At 66.6% G+C, this 17,564-nt stretch carries 14 protein-coding genes; 7 read left to right on the top strand and 7 right to left on the bottom strand.

The features are described from left to right. Positions 1 to 281: 281 nt before the first annotated feature. Positions 282 to 932 (top strand): glycine zipper 2TM domain-containing protein, encoded by a 651-nt coding sequence (locus tag LIW09_RS03555; protein WP_256646595.1) that lies wholly within the window; start codon positions 282 to 284, stop codon positions 930 to 932. A gap of 88 nt (positions 933 to 1,020) precedes the next feature. Here the strand turns inward: LIW09_RS03555 and LIW09_RS03560 are convergent, their stop codons facing one another. From LIW09_RS03560 to LIW09_RS03570, 3 genes are all read right to left on the bottom strand, one after another. Further along, positions 1,021 to 1,509, bottom strand: coding sequence for a response regulator (locus LIW09_RS03560; protein WP_256647135.1), 489 nt, complete (start codon positions 1,507 to 1,509; stop codon positions 1,021 to 1,023). 178 nt (positions 1,510 to 1,687) lie between these two features. Next, complete coding sequence (locus tag LIW09_RS03565) at positions 1,688 to 2,578, bottom strand: hypothetical protein (RefSeq protein WP_256646596.1); 891 nt, start codon at positions 2,576 to 2,578, stop codon at positions 1,688 to 1,690. A 9-nt stretch (positions 2,579 to 2,587) separates the two neighbouring features. Continuing rightward, the gene (locus LIW09_RS03570; RefSeq protein ID WP_256646597.1) at positions 2,588 to 4,780 is read right to left on the bottom strand and encodes a M1 family metallopeptidase; all 2,193 of its coding nucleotides are present in this window, start codon (positions 4,778 to 4,780) and stop codon (positions 2,588 to 2,590) included. A gap of 158 nt (positions 4,781 to 4,938) precedes the next feature. Between LIW09_RS03570 and LIW09_RS03575 the strand changes: the two genes are divergently transcribed. Next, the gene (locus LIW09_RS03575; protein ID WP_256646598.1) at positions 4,939 to 6,981 is read left to right on the top strand and encodes a tetratricopeptide repeat-containing sulfotransferase family protein; all 2,043 of its coding nucleotides are present in this window, start codon (positions 4,939 to 4,941) and stop codon (positions 6,979 to 6,981) included. 82 nt (positions 6,982 to 7,063) lie between these two features. Beyond that, positions 7,064 to 9,589 carry a TonB-dependent receptor gene (locus tag LIW09_RS03580; protein ID WP_256646599.1) on the top strand — a complete coding sequence of 842 codons (2,526 nt, stop codon included), beginning with the start codon at positions 7,064 to 7,066 and terminating at the stop codon, positions 9,587 to 9,589. Between the two features lie 70 nt (positions 9,590 to 9,659). Here LIW09_RS03580 and LIW09_RS03585 read toward each other — a convergent pair whose 3' ends face one another. From LIW09_RS03585 to LIW09_RS03595, 3 genes are all read right to left on the bottom strand, one after another. Continuing rightward, on the bottom strand, positions 9,660 to 10,583 hold the full coding sequence (locus LIW09_RS03585; RefSeq protein ID WP_256646600.1) for a peptidylprolyl isomerase: 924 nt from the start codon (positions 10,581 to 10,583) through the stop codon (positions 9,660 to 9,662). Between the two features lie 52 nt (positions 10,584 to 10,635). After that, positions 10,636 to 11,889 carry a polyhydroxyalkanoate depolymerase gene (locus LIW09_RS03590; RefSeq protein WP_256647136.1) on the bottom strand — a complete coding sequence of 418 codons (1,254 nt, stop codon included), beginning with the start codon at positions 11,887 to 11,889 and terminating at the stop codon, positions 10,636 to 10,638. A gap of 87 nt (positions 11,890 to 11,976) precedes the next feature. Next, positions 11,977 to 12,570: a class I SAM-dependent DNA methyltransferase gene (locus tag LIW09_RS03595; protein ID WP_256646601.1), complete on the bottom strand. Its 594-nt coding sequence runs from the start codon at positions 12,568 to 12,570 to the stop codon at positions 11,977 to 11,979. Between the two features lie 44 nt (positions 12,571 to 12,614). On the opposite strand from LIW09_RS03595, the gene LIW09_RS03600 reads away from it, so the two are divergent. The 3 genes from LIW09_RS03600 (at position 12,615) to LIW09_RS03610 (ending at position 14,398) form a co-directional block, all read left to right on the top strand. Continuing rightward, the gene (locus LIW09_RS03600; RefSeq protein WP_256646602.1) at positions 12,615 to 13,034 is read left to right on the top strand and encodes a CopD family protein; all 420 of its coding nucleotides are present in this window, start codon (positions 12,615 to 12,617) and stop codon (positions 13,032 to 13,034) included. Positions 13,035 to 13,149: 115 nt separating this feature from the next. Further along, entirely contained in the window at positions 13,150 to 13,494 is a 345-nt protein-coding gene (locus LIW09_RS03605; RefSeq protein ID WP_256646603.1) for an ArsR/SmtB family transcription factor, read from the top strand. 16 nt (positions 13,495 to 13,510) lie between these two features. Next, the gene (locus tag LIW09_RS03610) at positions 13,511 to 14,398 is read left to right on the top strand and encodes an arsenite methyltransferase (RefSeq protein ID WP_256646604.1); all 888 of its coding nucleotides are present in this window, start codon (positions 13,511 to 13,513) and stop codon (positions 14,396 to 14,398) included. A 9-nt stretch (positions 14,399 to 14,407) separates the two neighbouring features. On the opposite strand, the gene LIW09_RS03615 is transcribed toward LIW09_RS03610, so the two are convergent. Next, a complete protein-coding gene (locus LIW09_RS03615) occupies positions 14,408 to 16,123 on the bottom strand; it encodes an alkaline phosphatase (RefSeq protein WP_256646605.1) in 1,716 nt (571 codons plus the stop codon). Between the two features lie 108 nt (positions 16,124 to 16,231). Between LIW09_RS03615 and LIW09_RS03620 the strand changes: the two genes are divergently transcribed. Continuing rightward, positions 16,232 to 17,551 carry a dicarboxylate/amino acid:cation symporter gene (locus LIW09_RS03620; RefSeq protein WP_256646606.1) on the top strand — a complete coding sequence of 440 codons (1,320 nt, stop codon included), beginning with the start codon at positions 16,232 to 16,234 and terminating at the stop codon, positions 17,549 to 17,551. The last annotated feature ends 13 nt before the right edge of the window (positions 17,552 to 17,564 follow it).

Raw genomic sequence — 17,564 nt, forward strand, 5'->3', positions numbered from 1 at the left:
CCCGTTCCTCCTTCGTGTGCGAATGGACGTGGCGTCATGGCTGTCCGCGCTTCGCGCCGGAGCATCGCGCTCGGCGGGCGGTCATGGCAGTGGTCACATTAACGCAGGACGCGGGTGCGTGATCGTGCATCGCAACATGGCGCCGGCGCGGCCAGCCGAAAGCTGTCGTGCTGCTTAACGCGCACGCTGGCGCCGCCCGCATTCAGCAACGCGTCAAGCGCCGTGTCGCAGTGTGGATTCCACGCCGGCCACCTCACTTTCCCGGCGACGGGGATTCGACCATGAAGCGTCTCATCAACAGCCTGCTCGTCCTGGGCCTTGTCGCCGGCAGCAGCACGGCATTCGCACAGTCCAGCGCCGATCGTTACGGCGACGCCTATTCCAACGACGGTGGCAGCGAAGGCTATTTCGACTATGCGCGGGTGATTCGCGTGGATCCGGTGCTGGACGAAGGCTATCGCAACGCAACGGACTACGGGCGCCGCTGCCGTGACAGTACCACCGCTGGCCGTTACGAAAGTGATGGCTATTATTCCCGCGGGTATGACGATTATGGTCGCCGCCCGCGCAGTGGCGAGGCAGGGCGCAATGTCGCCACCATCGCCGGCGGCATCGTGGGCGCCGTGTTGGGCAGCAAGGTTGGCGGCGGCAGCGGCACCTATGCCGCCACGGCAGTCGGTTCGATGCTGGGTGGGATGGCCGGGCGCGAGATCTACGACCAGAACCAGCAAAACCGTTACGTCAGGGGCGGCACGGTGCGCGTCTGCGATCCCGAGCCGGTACGCGGCGGATACTCGGGATATTCCGGATATTCCGGCAGCGCCAGTGCCTATGACGTGACTTACGAGTACAACGGGCGGCGCTACACGCGGCGCATGGACTACAACCCCGGCGATCGCATCCGGGTGCGCGTGGACGTGGTTCCCCAGTAACTTCGCTGCATGTCGCAGGCAGCACGGGGGCCGCTATCGGCCCCTGTGTCGGGAGGCGTTCCGCAGGATGGCGGGCCCGCGATGCTGATCAGGCCGGTGGCGCTGCCTGGGCTGCGGCTTCAGTGCGGTGGCCGCTGCGGCTGGCGTGCCGTGGAATGCCGTTTTCATCCAGCACCGATGCAATGCGGCTGAACACCTCGGCGCGCGAGAACGGCTTCTTCATGAAGTCGTCCGCGCCGATGCGCTGCACGTAGAACTGCTCGGTGGCCTGTGCGTTGCCGCTGATCATGATGATCGGAACATCCTTGGTGACGACGTCGCGGCGCAGGGTGCGCAGGGCGTTGAAGCCGTCGATGCCGGGCAGCACGATGTCCAGGAAGATCAGGTCGGGAACTTCGCGGCGTGCGATTTCGATGCCGGTTTCGCCGTCATAGGCCACCAGAACGTCGCAGTGGTTCTGCTGCAGCATGCGTTTGAGCAGGGCGACGATGGTGGGCGAATCGTCGATCACCAGCACCCGGGTGCCGGGTCGCGCGCTGCGCCGATCGCGCTCGCGGCGTTCGCGGCCTGCGTGCAGGGCCGCTTCCTCGGCCTCATCGAGAACCGGCTGCTCGGCAGCCGGGACATGGGCTGTCCTTGCCTCGCGAACAGGCGCGACGGCAGGGCGTTTGCGTTTGAACAGGTCGAAAAAAGACACGCGCTTGACTTCCCCATGATGGCCCCTGGGTACAGTCTAGCGTGAACCAGCGGCCGGATCAGCGGCGGCTGTGGGCGTCCTCCGCCAATGCGCGCAGGGCGAACAGCCGGGCCACCTTGCCCCAGGCCAGCGCGCCGGCGATGCAGCAGCCCAGCAGGAGTGCAAGCAGGAAGCCGCCCATTCCCGTGGCATCCACCCGCTGGCGCAGGGCCAACAGCAGCAGGGCCAGCAACAGGCTGCATGCGGTGGGGACCAGGTACGCGGACAGCACCGCGATGGGGCGCCTGGCCAGCAGCCGCATGCCGCGCCACCAGGCCTTCAGCGCCGAGCGCAGGCGTGCGTCCGCGGCCAGCCAGCCGCGCCCTGCTTCCACCCCGGCATGCGCCAGCAGGAGCAGGATGCCGCCAATCAGCAGGGCGATGTCGCGCCCGTGCGTCACGTCGGCGGCGAGGATGGCGTGTTCGTGCGCCTTGTCGTTGAAGCCGATGGCTGCGGTCATGACCAGCAGCGCGGCGCCCATCGGCAGTACCGACCACAGCAGCAGGCGCAGCATCGGGCCGTATTCGCCGATGCCGCCGCGCAGCAGGTCACCGAAGCCGAGCGGGGTGCGGCTGCGTGCGGCCACGAGGGTGGCGCCCACCAGCAGTGGCGACACCAGCAGCATCAGCAGTGCGCTGGCCTGGATGTTGGTGGCCAGCACGGGCAGCGGTGCGCTGCGCGCCATCAGGGCATCCAGCAGCAGCATCGGCGCCTGGCCATGGGCGATTGCCGGCGCCTGGATGGCATGGTCGAGCTGGTCGCCCAGCCAGCCCCACGCCGGCAGTGCGGCGATCAGCGCGCACGACAGCGTGGCGACGATCCAAAGCAGGAGCAGCCGCCATTGCAGGGCACCGGCAAGGGCGCGGGGAACGGAAGTGCGGGCGCGCAGCGGGCGAATGGAGGTATTCATGGGGGCGCCTCAGACGGTGGCCAGCAGGGTGAGGAAGGACTGCAGCAGCGAGGTGAAGTCACCGAACCAGCGGCGTGCCGCCGAAGGCTGCGGTTCCAGCGTGTAGCTGTCGTTGAGTCGATTGGCGTCCATCCGCACCAGGTTGTCGGGGTCGAGCTGTGCCGATGCCGCCTTGTAGCGGGTAACCAGCACGAAGCGCTGCCAGCTCTCCTGCGACGTCACCGGCAGGTCGCGGTGGCTGCCATCGGCGAAGGTGATGCGCAGCGTCTGCGGCGGCTTGACGGCATCGCGTCGAACCACGATCACCGTCCGGTAGGGGAATGCGCCTTCCCCGAACTTGGCGTCAGGATGCTGGCTTTTCCACGCCTTGCGACGCTTCTCGATGGCCTTGTCGATGGCCTGGCTGCCCACCAGGACCTGCTTGCCCTGGTAATCCACGTAACCCGGCAGCGGCAACACTTCGTGGCTGGTCAGGCTCGCGATGCGGTCATCGGTGCGCCCGGTGCCGTAGATGTAGGCGTCGAACGCGGCGTTGACGATCCCCGGCTTGCCGGTGCCCTCGGCCAGCGCGTCACGCAGGTCGGCCAGCCCGGGATGGCGGAACTTCCAGCGTTCGTAATACAGCTTCATCGCCCGTTCCATGGCGGGGGTGCCCACCAGCGCCTCGATCTGGCGCATGGCGGTGGCGGTGCGCGAATACACGGTGCCGTAGCTGCCGCTGGACAGCCGCGTCCAGGAATTGCGGCCCAGCGGATCGGCCGGGTCGGCCAGCGAGGCGCCAAGGCGTTCCATGTCGAACGGGGTGATGCGTGCGCCGATGCCGAGCTTGCGCGTCCACGGGCGCTCCAGCGCGAGATCCTGCTTGCGCGAGGACATCATCCGCTGATCCCAGTACTCGTTCATGCCCTCGTCGAGCATGGGCTCTTCAAATTCGTTGGAACCGAGGATGCCGTAGAAATAACCGTGGCCGAATTCGTGCACGGTCACGAAATCGAGCATGAAGCGGCCGATGCTGCCCGGTTCCACCATGGTGGTGCTGTCGGCGGTGAAGAAGGTCGGGTACTCCATGCCGCCGGCTTCGTCGGCGCCGTAGGGCGGCACCACTGCGGTTGCGGTCTTGTAGGGGTAGGGGCCGAGTGTCTTCGAGAAATAGGCCAGCGAATCGATGGTGGCCTGCGCCACCGGTTCGGCGTTGCTGGCGTATTCGGGGTGGTACAGCACCTTCACTTCAACCGGCCCCAGCGGCCCGTTCCAGGTCTTCACCAGTGGCTTGGCGTAGCGCTTGTCGGCGGTCCAGGCGAAATCGTGCACGTCGTCCTGCACGTAATGATGGGTCACCTTGCCGGCGTTTTCGGCCGGTGCGCCGGTCAACTGGCCGGTGGCGCCCACGGTATAGCCCTTGGGCACGGTGATGCGCACGTCATAGCGACCGTAGTCGGCGTAGAACTCGCTGTGCAGGTGGAATTCGTGGGCGTTCCAGCGCGGCGCGGTGGCGCCACGCTCGCCGGGCAGTTCCAGCACGCCGATTTTCGGGAACCACTGGCCGACCAGGTGGAAGCTGCCGTAGTAGCCGGTACGTGCAACCACGCGCGGGAGTTGGTCGAAGAAGCCGATGTCGAGCGTCGTGCTGGCGCCTGCGGCCACCGGTTGCGGCAGGTCGATGCGGATCACGCTGCGGTCGGTTTTCGGGCCGCCGTCGGGCTGCACGAAGCTCCACTTCGCTGCTGCGCCGCCCTGTTGCACCTTGTCCAGCCGAATGAAGCCGTATTCGCCGTCCTTGGTGGCGACATTGCTGCGGAAACCCTGCTCGCTGGCCCGCTGCTCGGTCATGAAGGTGCTGCCGGCGCCATCGAACCCATTGAGATACAGGTGCAGGTACACGCTGCAGACGGGCTGCGCGCTGCGGTTGCGCCAGGTCAGCTGCTGCTTGCCCGTCACGGTGTGCTTGACCGGATCCAGCTCGGCATCGATGGAATAGGTCACCACGCGATCGGACAAGGTGGGCGCGTTGGCTGCGCGCGGCCCGCCCCAGGCATCGGCAGCGCTGGCCGCGCGCACCGCGCCGGCGTCGCGCCCGGCCAGCGGGACCGCGCTGCAGGCGGCGGCTGGCAGCGGGGCTGATGCCGGGACTTTGGCGAAGGCGGGAACCACCGCCAATGCAAGCAGGGAAGACAAGGCGGCTGCGACGCGGGCAGGGTGCATGATGGATCCAGCAGTGGCGGGCACAAGTTCTCACAATGTGCGAATTGTTTTGGCATGGCAACATGCCGGACGTCACGATCACGCGGGCGTGGCGCGGTCATCAGGGGGCCAGCTGGCTGGCCGGGGTTCCGCGACGTAAGGAATGCAGCTTGGAAGACATGGGGACAAGGGCCGCCGAACCTGCCGCCAGCGTGGAGGCTGCGTTGGCGCACGCGCTGCAGCTGCTGGATGACGCGCCCGCGCTGGCCGCTGAGCAGGCGCGTGAAATATTGAGAGTCGCGCCCGGGCATCCTGCGGCGGAGCTGCTGTCGGGAATGGCCGCCAATGCGTTGGGCGACTTCGCACAGGCCGCGGCTGTGCTCGAGCCGCTGGTGCAGGCGCAGCCCGGCTCGGCACGGGCCTGGCTGGAACTGGCACGCGCGCGGATGGGCGCAGGTGCAGGCGCGCAGGCGGTGCCCTGCCTGGAGCGCGCCATCGCCCTGCAGCCCGGCTTGCCCTGCGGCTGGCTGACGCTGGCCGAACTGCGCTTTTCTGGCGGGGATGAAGAGGGAGCCAACGCGGCTTATCTGGAGCACGCCCGCCACAGCGCGCACGATCCAGAACTGATGGCGGCGGCCGATGCGTTGGCGCAACAGCGCCTGCCGGAAGCGGAAACGCGCCTGCGTGCCCGGCTGCGGCGCCAACCGGGGGATGTGGTGGCGATGCGCATGCTGGCGGAGCTGGCAGCGCGGCTGGGACGCAACGACGAGGCGATCGCCCTGCTGGATGCCGCGCTGGAGCGCGCGCCCGGCTTTGATGCCGCACGCCAGAACTACGCGATGCTGTTGAACCGGAGCAATCGCCACGCCGAGGCACTGGTTGAAATCGACCAACTGCTGGAACGCGATGCCGGCAATCGCGGGTTGCGCAACATGCGTGCGGTGGTGTTGGGCAAGCTGGGTGAATTCGATACGGCCATTGCCACCTACGAAGGCGTGTTGGCGCAGTCGCCGGGGCAGTGGCAGGTGTGGCTGGGCTATGGGCACGCACTGAAGACCGCCAATCGCACGGCCGACGCGGTAGCGGCTTACCGCCGGGCGATCGCGCTCAATCCCGGTTTCGGCAGCGCGTGGTGGAGCCTGGCCAACCTGAAAACGGTGCGGTTCGATCCCGCCGACATCGCCGCGATGCGCCAGCAGCTTGAGCGCCACGATCTGGAAGCGGGAGAGCGCCTGCAGTTCGAATTCGCGCTGGGCAAGGCACTGGAAGATGCCGACGAGGCTGCCGATGCCTTCGCGCACTATGCGCGCGGCAATGCCCTGCGGCGCCAGCAGCTGCCTTACGACGCGGCGCTGGGCCGCGAGCGCACCCGCCGCGCGATGCGCACCTATACCCGTGAATTCCTGTCCGAGCGCCAGGGCAGCGGCTGCCCCGCGCCGGATCCGATTTTCGTGATCGGCATGCCGCGCGCCGGCTCCACCCTGATCGAGCAGATTCTTTCCAGCCACCTGCAGGTGGAAGGGACCATGGAGCTGCCGGCGCTCATTGCCATCACCCGCGAGCTGCGCCAGCGCGACGGCAATCCCGAGACCACCTCGTATCACGATGTGCTGGCTGCACTGGGCCGGGCCGAACTGGCCGCACTGGGCGAAGACTACCTGCGCCGCACGGCCGTGCAGCGGCGCGAGGGGCGGCCGCTGTTCATCGACAAGATGCCGAACAATTTTGCCCATCTCGGCCTGCTGCACTTGATCTTGCCGAACGCGAAGATCATTGACGCGCGCCGGCATCCGCTGGCCTGCTGCTTTTCCAACTTCAAACAGCATTTCGCGCGCGGCCAGGCGTTCAGCTACGACTTGGCCGACATGGGCAGCTATTACGCCGACTACGTGGCGTTGATGGCGCATTTCGACGAGGTGTTGCCCGGCCGGGTGCATCGGGTGATCTACGAAGACATGGTGGCCGATACCGAGGCACAGGTGCGCGCGCTGCTGGACTATTGCGGCTTGCCTTTCGACGCGCGCTGCCTGCGCTTCTTCGAAAACGACCGGGCCGTGCGCACCGCCAGTTCCGAGCAGGTGCGGCGCCCGATTTATCGCGAGGGACTGGATCAGTGGCGGCGCTTCGATGCCTGGCTGGGGCCGCTGAAGAACGCGCTGGGGCCAGTGCTGGATTACTATCCGGCAGTACCACCGCGCGCGGAGTTGCCAGCCTGGCGCTGAACGCGCGTCATTGGGCAGGCGGCCAGGGGGGACGCAGCGCCAATGCAACTCGATCCATGTCACAACCGGAGGGGAGTCCGCGATGCACGCAAGCAAACAGAAACAACGCATGAATGGCCCGTACCAGGGTTTCCGCAAGCTTCCGCTGGCCGCTGCCGTGGCGCTGGCCTTTGCCGCCCCGGTCTGGGCACAGGACGCCGCCCCGGCCCAGCCGCAGAAAGACAAAGAGGCGCGCACCCTCAATACCGTCACGGTGACCGCGCAGAAGCGCGAGGAAAGCCTGCAGAAGGTGCCGATCAGCCTGCAGGTGCTGGGCAATACCCAGCTTGAGCAGCAAAACGTGGCGTCGTTCAGCGACTACGCCAAACTCATTCCCAGCCTGAGCTACGGCACCGCCGGTGGCGGCGTGTTCTCCGGGCCGGGCTTCGTGCAGGTCTACATGCGCGGCGTCGCCAGCGGCGGCGACGGCAACCACTCCGGCTCGCAGCCCAGCGTGGGCATGTACCTGGACGAGCAGCCCATCACCACCATCCAGGGCGCGCTCGACATCCACATGTACGACATCGACCGGGTCGAGGCATTGGCGGGCCCGCAGGGCACGCTGTACGGCGCCAGCTCGCAGGCCGGTACCGTGCGCATCATCACCAGGAAGCCGGATCCGTCCGGCTATGCCGCAGGCTTTGCCATCGAGGGCAGCGCCATCGATGGCGGTGGCATCGGTCATGTGCTGGAGGGCTTCGTCAACCTGCCCATCAACAGCGGTACCGCCGTGCGCCTGGTCGGTTGGCAGAAGCACGACGCCGGCTACGTGGACAACCTGCACGGCACTCGCACGTATCCCACCTCCGGCATCGTGGACGACAACGGCAACCTGGCCGAGAAGAACTACAACACCGCCGATACCGCCGGTATCCGCGGCGCGCTGCGCTGGGACATCAATGATCGCTGGACGCTGACCCCGCAGATCATTGCGCAGAAGCAGAAGGCTTACGGCAGCGCCGGCATCGACCCGCAGGTCGGCAGCGCGGCGGCCGGCTACGACCCGTCCACCGGCGACATGGCGGTCAAGCACTTCTATCCGGAATCGTCGGATGACCGCTGGTATCAGGCGGCGATGACGCTGGAAGGCAAGGTTGGCAACTTCGACCTGACCTACGTGTTCTCGCACCTCAAGCGCGACGTCGATTCCGAGTCCGACTACAGCGACTATGGCTATTGGTATGACGCCATCGCCGGCTATGGCGCGTCTTTCTATGACGACAACGGCGCGCTGATCAACCCGGCGCAATACATCCAGGCGACCGACGGCTACACCCGGACCAGTCATGAACTGCGCATCGCATCGCCGCAGGACAACCGCGTGCGGGTGGTGGCCGGACTGTTCTGGCAGGAGCAGGAGCACCAGATCCACCAGCGCTATCGCGTGGACAATCTGGCTGATCCACTGTCCGTCACCGGCTGGCCGGACACGCTTTGGCTGACCCAGCAGGTTCGCCGCGACCGTGACCAGGCGATCTTCGGGCAGGTCAGCTTCGACGCCACCGACCGGCTGGAGCTGACCGCCGGTGGGCGCTGGTTCAAATCCAGCAACAGCCTCAAGGGGTACTTCGGCTTCGCCAACGGCTATTCCTCGGGCAGCAGTCTGGATCCGGTGGATCGCTATGGCGAAGCCGGTTGCCTGGCGCAGTACGGCGCACCGGCAAACTGGGTGTCCTTCGAGGGCGCACCGTGCGTGGTGGTGGACAAAGGCGTCAAGGAAAGCGATGCCACCTACCGGCTCAATGCCACCTGGAAGATCGACGACAAGCGGCTGGTCTATGCCACGTGGTCACAGGGCTATCGCCCGGGCGGCATCAACCGGCGCGGCACGCTGCCGCCCTACGTGTCCGACTTCCTGACCAACTACGAGCTGGGTTGGAAGACCTCCTGGGCAAACGATACCCTGACCTTCAACGGCGCGCTGTTCCGCGAGGACTGGAAGGACTTCCAGTTCTCCTATCTTGGCCAGAACGGCCTGACCGAGATCCGCAACGCCAATCAGGCGCGGATTGATGGCCTGGAACTGGACATGAGCTGGGCCGCCACCTACAACCTGCAGATCAACGGCAGTTTTGCGTGGTACGACGCCAAGCTGACCGAGAATTTCTGCGGATGGCTGAAGCCGGACGGCACGTCGGAAACCGTGTGCCCGGCCGGCACGCTGGATCCCAATGGCAACGTCGTCACGGGCCCGCAGGCGCCGTCGGGAACATCATTGCCGATCACGCCGAAATTCAAGGGGGCATTGAACGCCCGTTACACCTTCGATCTCGGCTCGGGTGAGGCTTACTGGCAGGCGTCGCTGTCGCATGCCGGCAAGCGTCGCGTTGACATGCGTAACGCCGAAACTGCGCTGCTGGGTTATCTGGATGCCTATACCCTGGTCGATCTGTCGGCCGGCTGGCGCAAGGACAGCTGGTCGGTGGACGTATTCCTGAAGAACGCGTTCGACGAGCGCGCGCAGATGAGCCGCTTCGCCCAGTGCGCCGCGCTGACCTGCGGCGCCGAACCGTACACGGTGATCGCGCAGCCGCGCACGCTGGGTGTGCGCTTCAGCAAGGAGTTCTGAGGCGGGGCTGCAGCGCTTGAAGGATGAAGGCCGCCAATGGCGGCCTTCATTTTGGGCGCGAAGTGGCGGCTTATTTCACGGGCGGCGTGCGTACCGGCAGGCTGACGTTGCACAGGTCGATATGGCCGGCCGGCTGGGTGTAGAAGTCATCGACCCGGTTGCGGCGCGCCTCGGTGGCATCGATGAACGCCCGGCTGTCGGTGCGCAGCAGCTGCAGCGGGGTGCGCTGCTCGGCGGGCACGCTGCTGGCCAGCTTGATGGAGAGGATCGGCGAGCGCTGTTCGGGTTTCTCGTAGAAGCCCATTGGCGCCGGGCCGCGCGGCATCACGCTGAGCAGTTCCATGCCCTTGAGCACGCGCCCGACCACGGTGAGTTGGTGATCCAGCGCGCGCGGGGCCTGGCCGATGACGACATACAACTCGGCGCCGATGCTGCTGTCGGGCGGGGTGTTGCGGCCGGCGCCGAGCACGCCATAGCAGTGCGCCATCCACAGTTTGCCGGTTCTGGGGTCATGCCCGGCGGGGAAACCGTCCACGAAGCCGACCTGCGGCGCCCAGCCATCCACGTCGGGCAGGCGGTCGAAGCGCACGCCCTTGTCGCTGCGGGCGAATTCTGCGGGCAGGTGGGTCTTGGTGCCGGCGGGATAGGGCTTGGCCTTGCCGGCTTCTTCGCCTTCGGCATCGCCGAACTGCACCACGAAATTGTCCTGCACGCGATAGACGGTCAGCCCGTCCCAGAATCCGCCACGGGCCATGGTCTTGATGTTGGCCACGTGCTCGGGCGCAAAGCCCGGTGCCAGTTCGATGATCACCCGCCCGCCCGGCAGCTCCATGTACAGCGTGTTGTCCGGGTCGAGGTCGCGCCACGCACTGGCCGGCGCGGCGTCGATGATCTCCTGTGCCGAGCGATGCTTCGGCGGCTGCGCTGCGTCTTGCGCATGCAGGTTGGCACCCAGCAGGGTGAGCAGGGCGGCGGCAAGCAGTCCACGACGCATGAGGTTGGCTCCGGATTCGAAGCCGTGAGCATAGCGCCGTGGGGCGAGCAGGTCAGCGTGCCTTGCCCGCGTGAGACGCGATGAAGGCGCGCACCTGCGGATACACCTGCGTGCGCCAGCGGCGGCCGCTGAAGATGCCGTAGTGGCCGGCGCCTTCCACCGTGAGGTGGTTCTTGTCGGCATCCGGGATCCCGGTGCACAGCTTGTGCGCGGCGCGGGTCTGGCCCTGCCCGGAGATGTCGTCCAGCTCGCCTTCGATGGTGAACAACGCGCAGTCCCGAATCCGCGACGGATCGACCCGCTCGCCGGCGACGTCCCATTCGCCGCGCGGGAGCAGCTGCTGTTGGAAGACCACGCGAATGGTGTCCAGGTAGTACTCCGCCGGCATGTCCAGCACCGCGTTGTATTCGTCGTAGAACTTGCGATGCGACGCCGCCGAGCTGAGGTCGCCTTTCACCAGGTCCTGATAGAAGTCCCAGTGCGACATGCCGTGCCGCTCCGGATTCATCGCCATGAACCCCATGTGCTGCAGGAAGCCGGGATAAACCCGGCGCCCGGCACCCGGATAGTTGGCCGGCACGACGTGGATGACGTTGCTTTCGAACCACCACAGCGGCTGGCGGGTCGCCAGGCTGTTCACCGCCGTGGGCGATTCGCGGGTATCGATCGGCCCGCCCATCATCGTCATCGAGCGCGGAACCGGCTCGCCGCGCGCGGCCATCAGCGAGATCGCGGCCAATACCGGCACGGTGGGCTGGCAGACGCTGATCACGTGCAGGTTGTCGGCGCCGATATGGCGGATGAACTCCTGCACGCAGCCGATGTAGTCGTCCAGCGTGAACGGGCCTTCGCCGGCCGGCACCATGCGCGCGTCGGCCCAGTCGGTGATGAAGACCTTGTGGTCGGCCAGCAGGGTGCGCACGGTGTCGCGCAGCAGGGTAGCGTGGTGGCCGGACAGTGGCGCCACCACCAGCACGGTGGGGTCGTCCTTCATCCGCGCCAGGCCATCGGCCTGGTCGTGATAGCGCTTGAAGCGCAGCAGCCGGCAAAAGGGCTTTTCCAGCGCCACGCGTTCCACTACCGGGATCGACAGGCCTTCCACGTCGATCTGGTGGATGCCGAATTCCGGTTTTTCGTAGTCCTTGCCAAGCCGGTACAGCAGCTCGAACGAGGCAGACGTGCGCTGCGCGCCCGGCAGCGCGGCAAGCCAGCTGTCGTGGGCGGAATACATCTTGGCGCCGGCGTCGGCCCAATAGGCGTAGGGCGCAACGCCAGCGCGCCAGAATTCGTGCAGCTGGTACAGCAACATCGTCGTGTGTCAACCAAATTTTGCGGCAATGCAGCATAGCGCATCGCTTCCGGCAGACCGTGACGGCCGTCGCGATTCGTCGCCTCAGCCCGGCAGCTCCAGCGCGGCTGCCTGCGGCACCCGTGCCGGCGCGAGCCAACAGTGCGAGCCCAGCGGGTGCAGGCCGAGCGCGCGCAGGCGCTCTCGGTAGAAGGCGGCGCTGCGCTGCTTGAACTCGTGTTCGTCGCCCTCGGCACCGTCGCCGCGGGTGAACACCTCGATGAACGCCACGCCGCCGCACAGGTCGGCCAGCGCCGGCAGGCCGCGATCCAGTTCGCGGGTGGGCAGGTAGTGCAGGACGTCGCTGCAGATCAGCAGATCGACCGGCGGGCAAGGGCGCAGGTGCTGGAACTCGCCAAACGGGGCCAGATGCAGATTGCGGCTGCGGCCATAGCGCGCGATGGCGTAGGCGCTGGAATCGAAGCCGATGTAATGGACATTTGGCCTGAGCTTGCGCAGCGGTGCGCGCCATGCGCCTTCGCCGCAGCCGATGTCCAGCACGCTGCGGAGGGGTCGTTCCAGATGGTATTCGGCGGTGGCCACGGCCAGCGCCACCTTGCGCGCCAGGCGTGCCGCGTGGCCGATGCCGCCGCGGCGATACCAGCGGTCGAAATACGCGCGGTCGTACTGTTTGTCCATCGTGGCATCCTAATGGCTTCATTCCGCGTGGACGAGCGCAATCCATGGCCTATCTGCTCACCAAGACCTTCCATGTCGTGTTCGTGATCGCCTGGATGGCATCGGTGTTCTATCTGCCGCGCATCCTGGTCAACATCGCCGAAGCCGGCGACCAGCCTGCGGTGCGCGCGCGATTGGTGCTGATGGGGCAGCGGCTGTACCGCTTCGGCCATGTGATGTTCGGCATCGCCTTCGTGCTTGGACTGCTGCTGTGGCTGTATTTCCACATCAGCGGCGCGTGGCTGCACGCCAAGCTGGCGCTGGTAGTGGCGTTGTTTGCGTATTACATCGTCAGCGGGCGCAAGCTGAAACGTGCGGATGCCGGCAAGCCCCTGCCATCGGCGACCGCGCTGCGCTGGTTCAACGAACTGCCGCTGCCGCTGCTGGTGATGATCGTCTGGCTGGTACTGGCCAAGCCGTTTTGATGGATTGAGCGGGAGGGGACAAGACCGGGCGAGCGGGTCGCCGTGCCTGGAGGGTGCTTGATGTCGACCAATATTTCTATTATTGTAGAAATATGGAAATTGTAGCGATGCCGAAATGAGCGCCAAACGCGACAGCCAGGCCGCCGCGCGCTTTGCCCGCATGCTGGCGGCGATGGGCAGCGAGCCGCGCTTGAACATCGTGCGCCTGCTGCTGGCGGCGCATCCGGAGGGGCTGGTGGTGGGCGACATCGCCGCCGAATTGGGAATCGCCAATTCCACGTTGTCCCATCATCTGGACAAGTTGAAGAACGAAGGCCTGGTCAGCGTGCAGCGCGAGGGCACTTGCCTTCGCTGCAGGGTCAACGCGACCGGCCTGGAAGAATTGCTCGGGTTTCTCTACGCGGAGTGCTGCACCCGCAGCAAGGCGGTGGAGCCCGGGCGCGTCGTGTGCTGTTCCTGACTCCCGGAGAACCCTGATGAACGCAGATATGGATGTGAAAGACGTGGTGAAGACGCGCTACGGTGCCGCTGCCGAGCGCGTGACGCGCGGGGGTGCGAATGCCTGTTGCGGCGGTGCGGCCGCGGCGTTGGGACAGTGCGACCCGATCACCTCGAACCTGTACGACGCGGCGCAGGCGGCAAACGTGCCGGCAGAAGCGATGCTGGCGTCGCTGGGCTGCGGCAACCCGACCGCGCTGGCTGAGCTGCAGGAAGGCGAAACCGTGCTGGACCTGGGTTCTGGCGGCGGCATCGACGTGTTGCTGTCGGCCCGTCGGGTGGGGCCCACCGGCATGGCGTTCGGCCTGGACATGACCGATCAGATGCTGGCGCTGGCCGACGAGAACAAGCGCAAAAGCGGGCTTTCCAACGTGCATTTCCTCAAGGGCGAGATCGAGAACATCCCGCTGCCGTCCAATTCGGTGGACGTGATCATTTCCAATTGCGTGATCAACCTGTCCGGCGACAAGGATCGTGTCCTCAGTGAGGCGTTCCGGGTGTTGAAGCCGGGCGGCCGTTTCGCGGTGTCGGACGTGGTGGTGCGCGGTGACGTGCCCGATGCGATCCGGCACAACATGGACTTGTGGATCGGCTGCGTGGCCGGTGCGCTGCAGGACACCGAGTATTTGGCCAAGCTGGCGGCGGCGGGGTTTGAGGCCGCGGAGATCGAAGTGACCCGTGTGTATTCGGTGGAGGATGCGCGCGAGTTCCTCGCCAACGAAAGCGCCGACCTGCAGGCGTTGGCACGGCAGGTGGACGGCAAGTTCGCCAGCGGGTTCGTGCGTGCGCGCAAGCCTGGCCCCGGGCGCGTGGCGATCGTCAAGGATCCGGGCTGCGGCTGCGCGCCCAGTTGCTGCACGCGGTGACTGCCGCAGTCAATGGGTCACGAATTCCCTGAGTGTCGGCAGGTCCACCGGCACGCCATGGGCATCGCACAGGTGTTTTCCGCATAGCGTCGCGCGCAGGCGCGGCGTGGCCTGCACGATGATGTGGAAGATGGCGTTCTGCTCCAGCGTGCCGCGCACCGCCTCGCTGCCCGGCCCACGCGCCCAGATGCCGACATCGTCGCCACCGTGGCTTTCGCCGCCGAGCGGCACCAGCGCTTCCTGCAGGTAGTCGGGAGCGGTGGTATCGACCTGGGTCAGGTCGGGGCGGCCACTGGCCGCTGCCAGCTGCTTTTTGGGCCAATGCGGGTAGCGCTTGCTGCCGGCGGGTTGGGCATCGGTGGCGCCAGTGTTGCCCGGGCCGTTGGCATAGCCGAGGGTGGTATAGGGCAGGCCGGCCAGGTCCAGTGCCAGGCTGCCTGGCTGGCCATCGAAGCTGTTGCTGCCGCGCACCTTGCCCAGGATCGGATTGCCGCGCGCCGGATAGCCGACGAAGTTGAGCGTATGCGAGTGGTCGGCAGTGACCAGGATCAAGGTGTCATCCGCTGACGTTGCCTCCATCGCGACGCGCACGGCGTCGGAAAACGCGATGGTTTCGTTCAACGCGCGGAACGCATTGCCTTCATGGTTGGCCATGTCGATGCGCGCGCCTTCGACCATCAGCACGTAGCCGCCCGGGCTGCGCGACAGGTGCGTGATCGCCGTGCGGGTCATCTCGGCAAGGGAGGGCTCGACCGCGCCATTGGCGGTGCGGTCGTTCTCGTATTGCATGTGGTCGTAATTGAACAGGCCAAGCACGCTGGGCGCGTTTGCCGCAGCGGCTAGCTGGGCGGCGTCGGTGGCATAGGTGCCCTGCGGATGCGCGTGCCGCCACTCGGCAATCAGGTCGCGGCCATCCTGTCGCAGGCCGCGCTTGTCCGGCTGCTGCGGATCGGCCTGGGCAGTGGTCAGGAATTCCTTGCGGCCGCCGCCGAGCACGATGGACGGGCCGCGTCCGGATTGCGTGGCCTCGATCAATTGGCGGGCGATGTCCTTGCAGCCTGCGGCAGCGGCCTGCGGCGGCAACCCCGCATCGCTTTCCCAGTTGCGGTTGGGCACGTGCGCGTAGGTGGCGGCCGGAGTGGCGTGGGTGACGCGGGCGGTGCTGACGATGCCGGACGCCATGCCGGCGGCGTCGGCCAGTTCCAGCCAGGTCAGCGCCTGCTTGCCAAGACTGCCCGTGCAGTCGTTCTTGTTGCCGGCGTACACGCCGATGGCGCCCATGTGCGACTTCACGCCGGTGGTGATGGCGGTCATGGTGCCGGCCGAGTCGGGCGTCTGCGAGTCGGTGTTGTAGGTCTTGCTGAACGCGGTGGCGGGGAAGGTTTCCCAGCTCAGCAGGTTCTCTTCGCCGCTGGCGCCCTTGCGTTGGCCTTCGAGGATGCGCGCGGCCGCCACCGTGGTCAGGCTCATGCCATCGCCCAGGAACACGATGACGTTCCTGGCGTGGCCGCCCATCGCACCGCGTTCGGCGGCTTGGGCTGCGCCCACGCGATACCACCAGGCCGGGGTTTCGCCGGCCGGATGCTGCACTGCGGGAACCTCCACGTGCAGGCCGGCAGTGCGCCGGTCCGGCTGCGTGGCGGTGGGCGGGAGGCTGGCGCAGGCGCTGATCGTCAAGCTGCAGGCCAGCGCAAGCACGGCGGCGTGGTGGGGAAATCGGGTCATCTGCGGATTATAGGAGCGTCGCCCGGGCTGTCAGCGTTGCAGCCATGGCACTGACGCGGGCCCCGGTGCTCGGTTATCGTGCCGGTCGGTCTTGTCTGGATTGCCCGCATGTTCGACTGGTGGTTTCGCATCAAGTTCTGGAAGCGCGTGGTCCTTGGCTTCGCACTGGGCGCGCTGGCGGGCTGGGCATTCGGCAAGGACGCCGAGACCTGGTTCGGCCCGATCGGCGATCTCTACGTCACCCTGATCATGATGATCGCGGTGCCCTTGGTATTTTTCGCGGTCATCAACGCGGTGGCCTCGTTGAGCGGGCAGAAATCCATCGCGGCGCTGGCTGGGCGCACCTTCCTGTGGTTTGCGCTGACGGCGGTGCTGGCGGTGGGCGTGGGCCTGCTGTTCGGCTGGGTGATCAAGCCGGGAACTGGCGTTGGCGTGCTGAAAGTCGCCGCCGACTACACGCCAAAGGACGTGCCCGGCGCGTTGGACATGCTGCTCAACCTGGTGCCGTCCAACCCGTTCCAGGCACTGGGCGGGGCGGCGATCTCGAAGCTGGCGGATGGAACCAAGGTGCTGGTGCCGCGCAGTGGCACGGTGCTGCAGGTGATCTTCTTTGCCGGACTGGTCGGCTTTTCGATGGTCAAGCTGGGTGACAAGGTCGCCGGCGTGCGCAAGCTGGTGGGCGAAGCCAGCGACGTGATGATCCAGGTCACCCGTTACGTGCTGGAATTCACGCCGTTCGGCACCTTCGGCCTGATCGCGTCGTTGGTCGGTGGCTACGGCTTCGAGCAGCTGCGCCCGTTGCTGAACTTCGTGGTGGCGCTGTACCTGGCGTGCGGGTTCCACATCCTCATCGTTTACAGCGGCCTGCTGCTGGCGCACGGCCTGAATCCGCTGAAATTCTTCCGTGGCGCGGCGCCGGCAATGGAGGTGGGGTTCGTGGCGGCCAGCAGTTTCGCAGCGCTGCCGGTCTCGCTGCGCAGCGCCACCCACAACCTCGGCGTGGACAAGGATTACGCGGCGTTCGCGGTGCCGCTTGGCGCCACCATCAAGATGGACGGCTGCGGCGCGATCTACCCGGCGCTGGCGGCGGTGTTCATCGCCCAATACACCGGCATCGAACTGTCATTGTCGCAATACCTGATCATCGCCCTGGCGTCGGTGCTGGGCAGTTTCGGCACCGCGGGCGTGCCGGGTACGGCGGTGATCATGGCCACCGTGGTGCTGAGCGCGGCGGGGTTGCCGCTGGAGGCGATCGGCTACCTGTACGCCATCGACCGCGTGCTGGACATGATGCGCACCATGACCAACGTCACCGGGCAGATCCTGGTGCCGCTGCTGGTGGCCAAGGAGGCCGGCCTGCTGGACCACGGGGTTTACGAGGCGGCTTCCAGCAACGTTGGCCTGGTGGCAGGCGATGCGGCCGAATAGAGGGCGGGCGATG

This window comes from Thermomonas paludicola (genome assembly GCF_024498955.1).
GTDB classification, from domain to species: domain Bacteria; phylum Pseudomonadota; class Gammaproteobacteria; order Xanthomonadales; family Xanthomonadaceae; genus Thermomonas; species Thermomonas paludicola.

Coding starts and splice junctions, on each gene's coding strand:
- LIW09_RS03555 (WP_256646595.1), top strand. CDS start 282: ATGAAGCGTCTCATCAACAGCCTGCTCGTCCTGGGCCTTGTCGCCGGC.
- LIW09_RS03565 (WP_256646596.1), bottom strand. CDS start 2,578: ATGAATACCTCCATTCGCCCGCTGCGCGCCCGCACTTCCGTTCCCCGC.
- LIW09_RS03570 (WP_256646597.1), bottom strand. CDS start 4,780: ATGCACCCTGCCCGCGTCGCAGCCGCCTTGTCTTCCCTGCTTGCATTG.
- LIW09_RS03575 (WP_256646598.1), top strand. CDS start 4,939: ATGGGGACAAGGGCCGCCGAACCTGCCGCCAGCGTGGAGGCTGCGTTG.
- LIW09_RS03580 (WP_256646599.1), top strand. CDS start 7,064: ATGCACGCAAGCAAACAGAAACAACGCATGAATGGCCCGTACCAGGGT.
- LIW09_RS03585 (WP_256646600.1), bottom strand. CDS start 10,583: ATGCGTCGTGGACTGCTTGCCGCCGCCCTGCTCACCCTGCTGGGTGCC.
- LIW09_RS03595 (WP_256646601.1), bottom strand. CDS start 12,570: ATGGACAAACAGTACGACCGCGCGTATTTCGACCGCTGGTATCGCCGC.
- LIW09_RS03600 (WP_256646602.1), top strand. CDS start 12,615: ATGGCCTATCTGCTCACCAAGACCTTCCATGTCGTGTTCGTGATCGCC.
- LIW09_RS03605 (WP_256646603.1), top strand. CDS start 13,150: ATGAGCGCCAAACGCGACAGCCAGGCCGCCGCGCGCTTTGCCCGCATG.
- LIW09_RS03610 (WP_256646604.1), top strand. CDS start 13,511: ATGAACGCAGATATGGATGTGAAAGACGTGGTGAAGACGCGCTACGGT.
- LIW09_RS03615 (WP_256646605.1), bottom strand. CDS start 16,123: ATGACCCGATTTCCCCACCACGCCGCCGTGCTTGCGCTGGCCTGCAGC.
- LIW09_RS03620 (WP_256646606.1), top strand. CDS start 16,232: ATGTTCGACTGGTGGTTTCGCATCAAGTTCTGGAAGCGCGTGGTCCTT.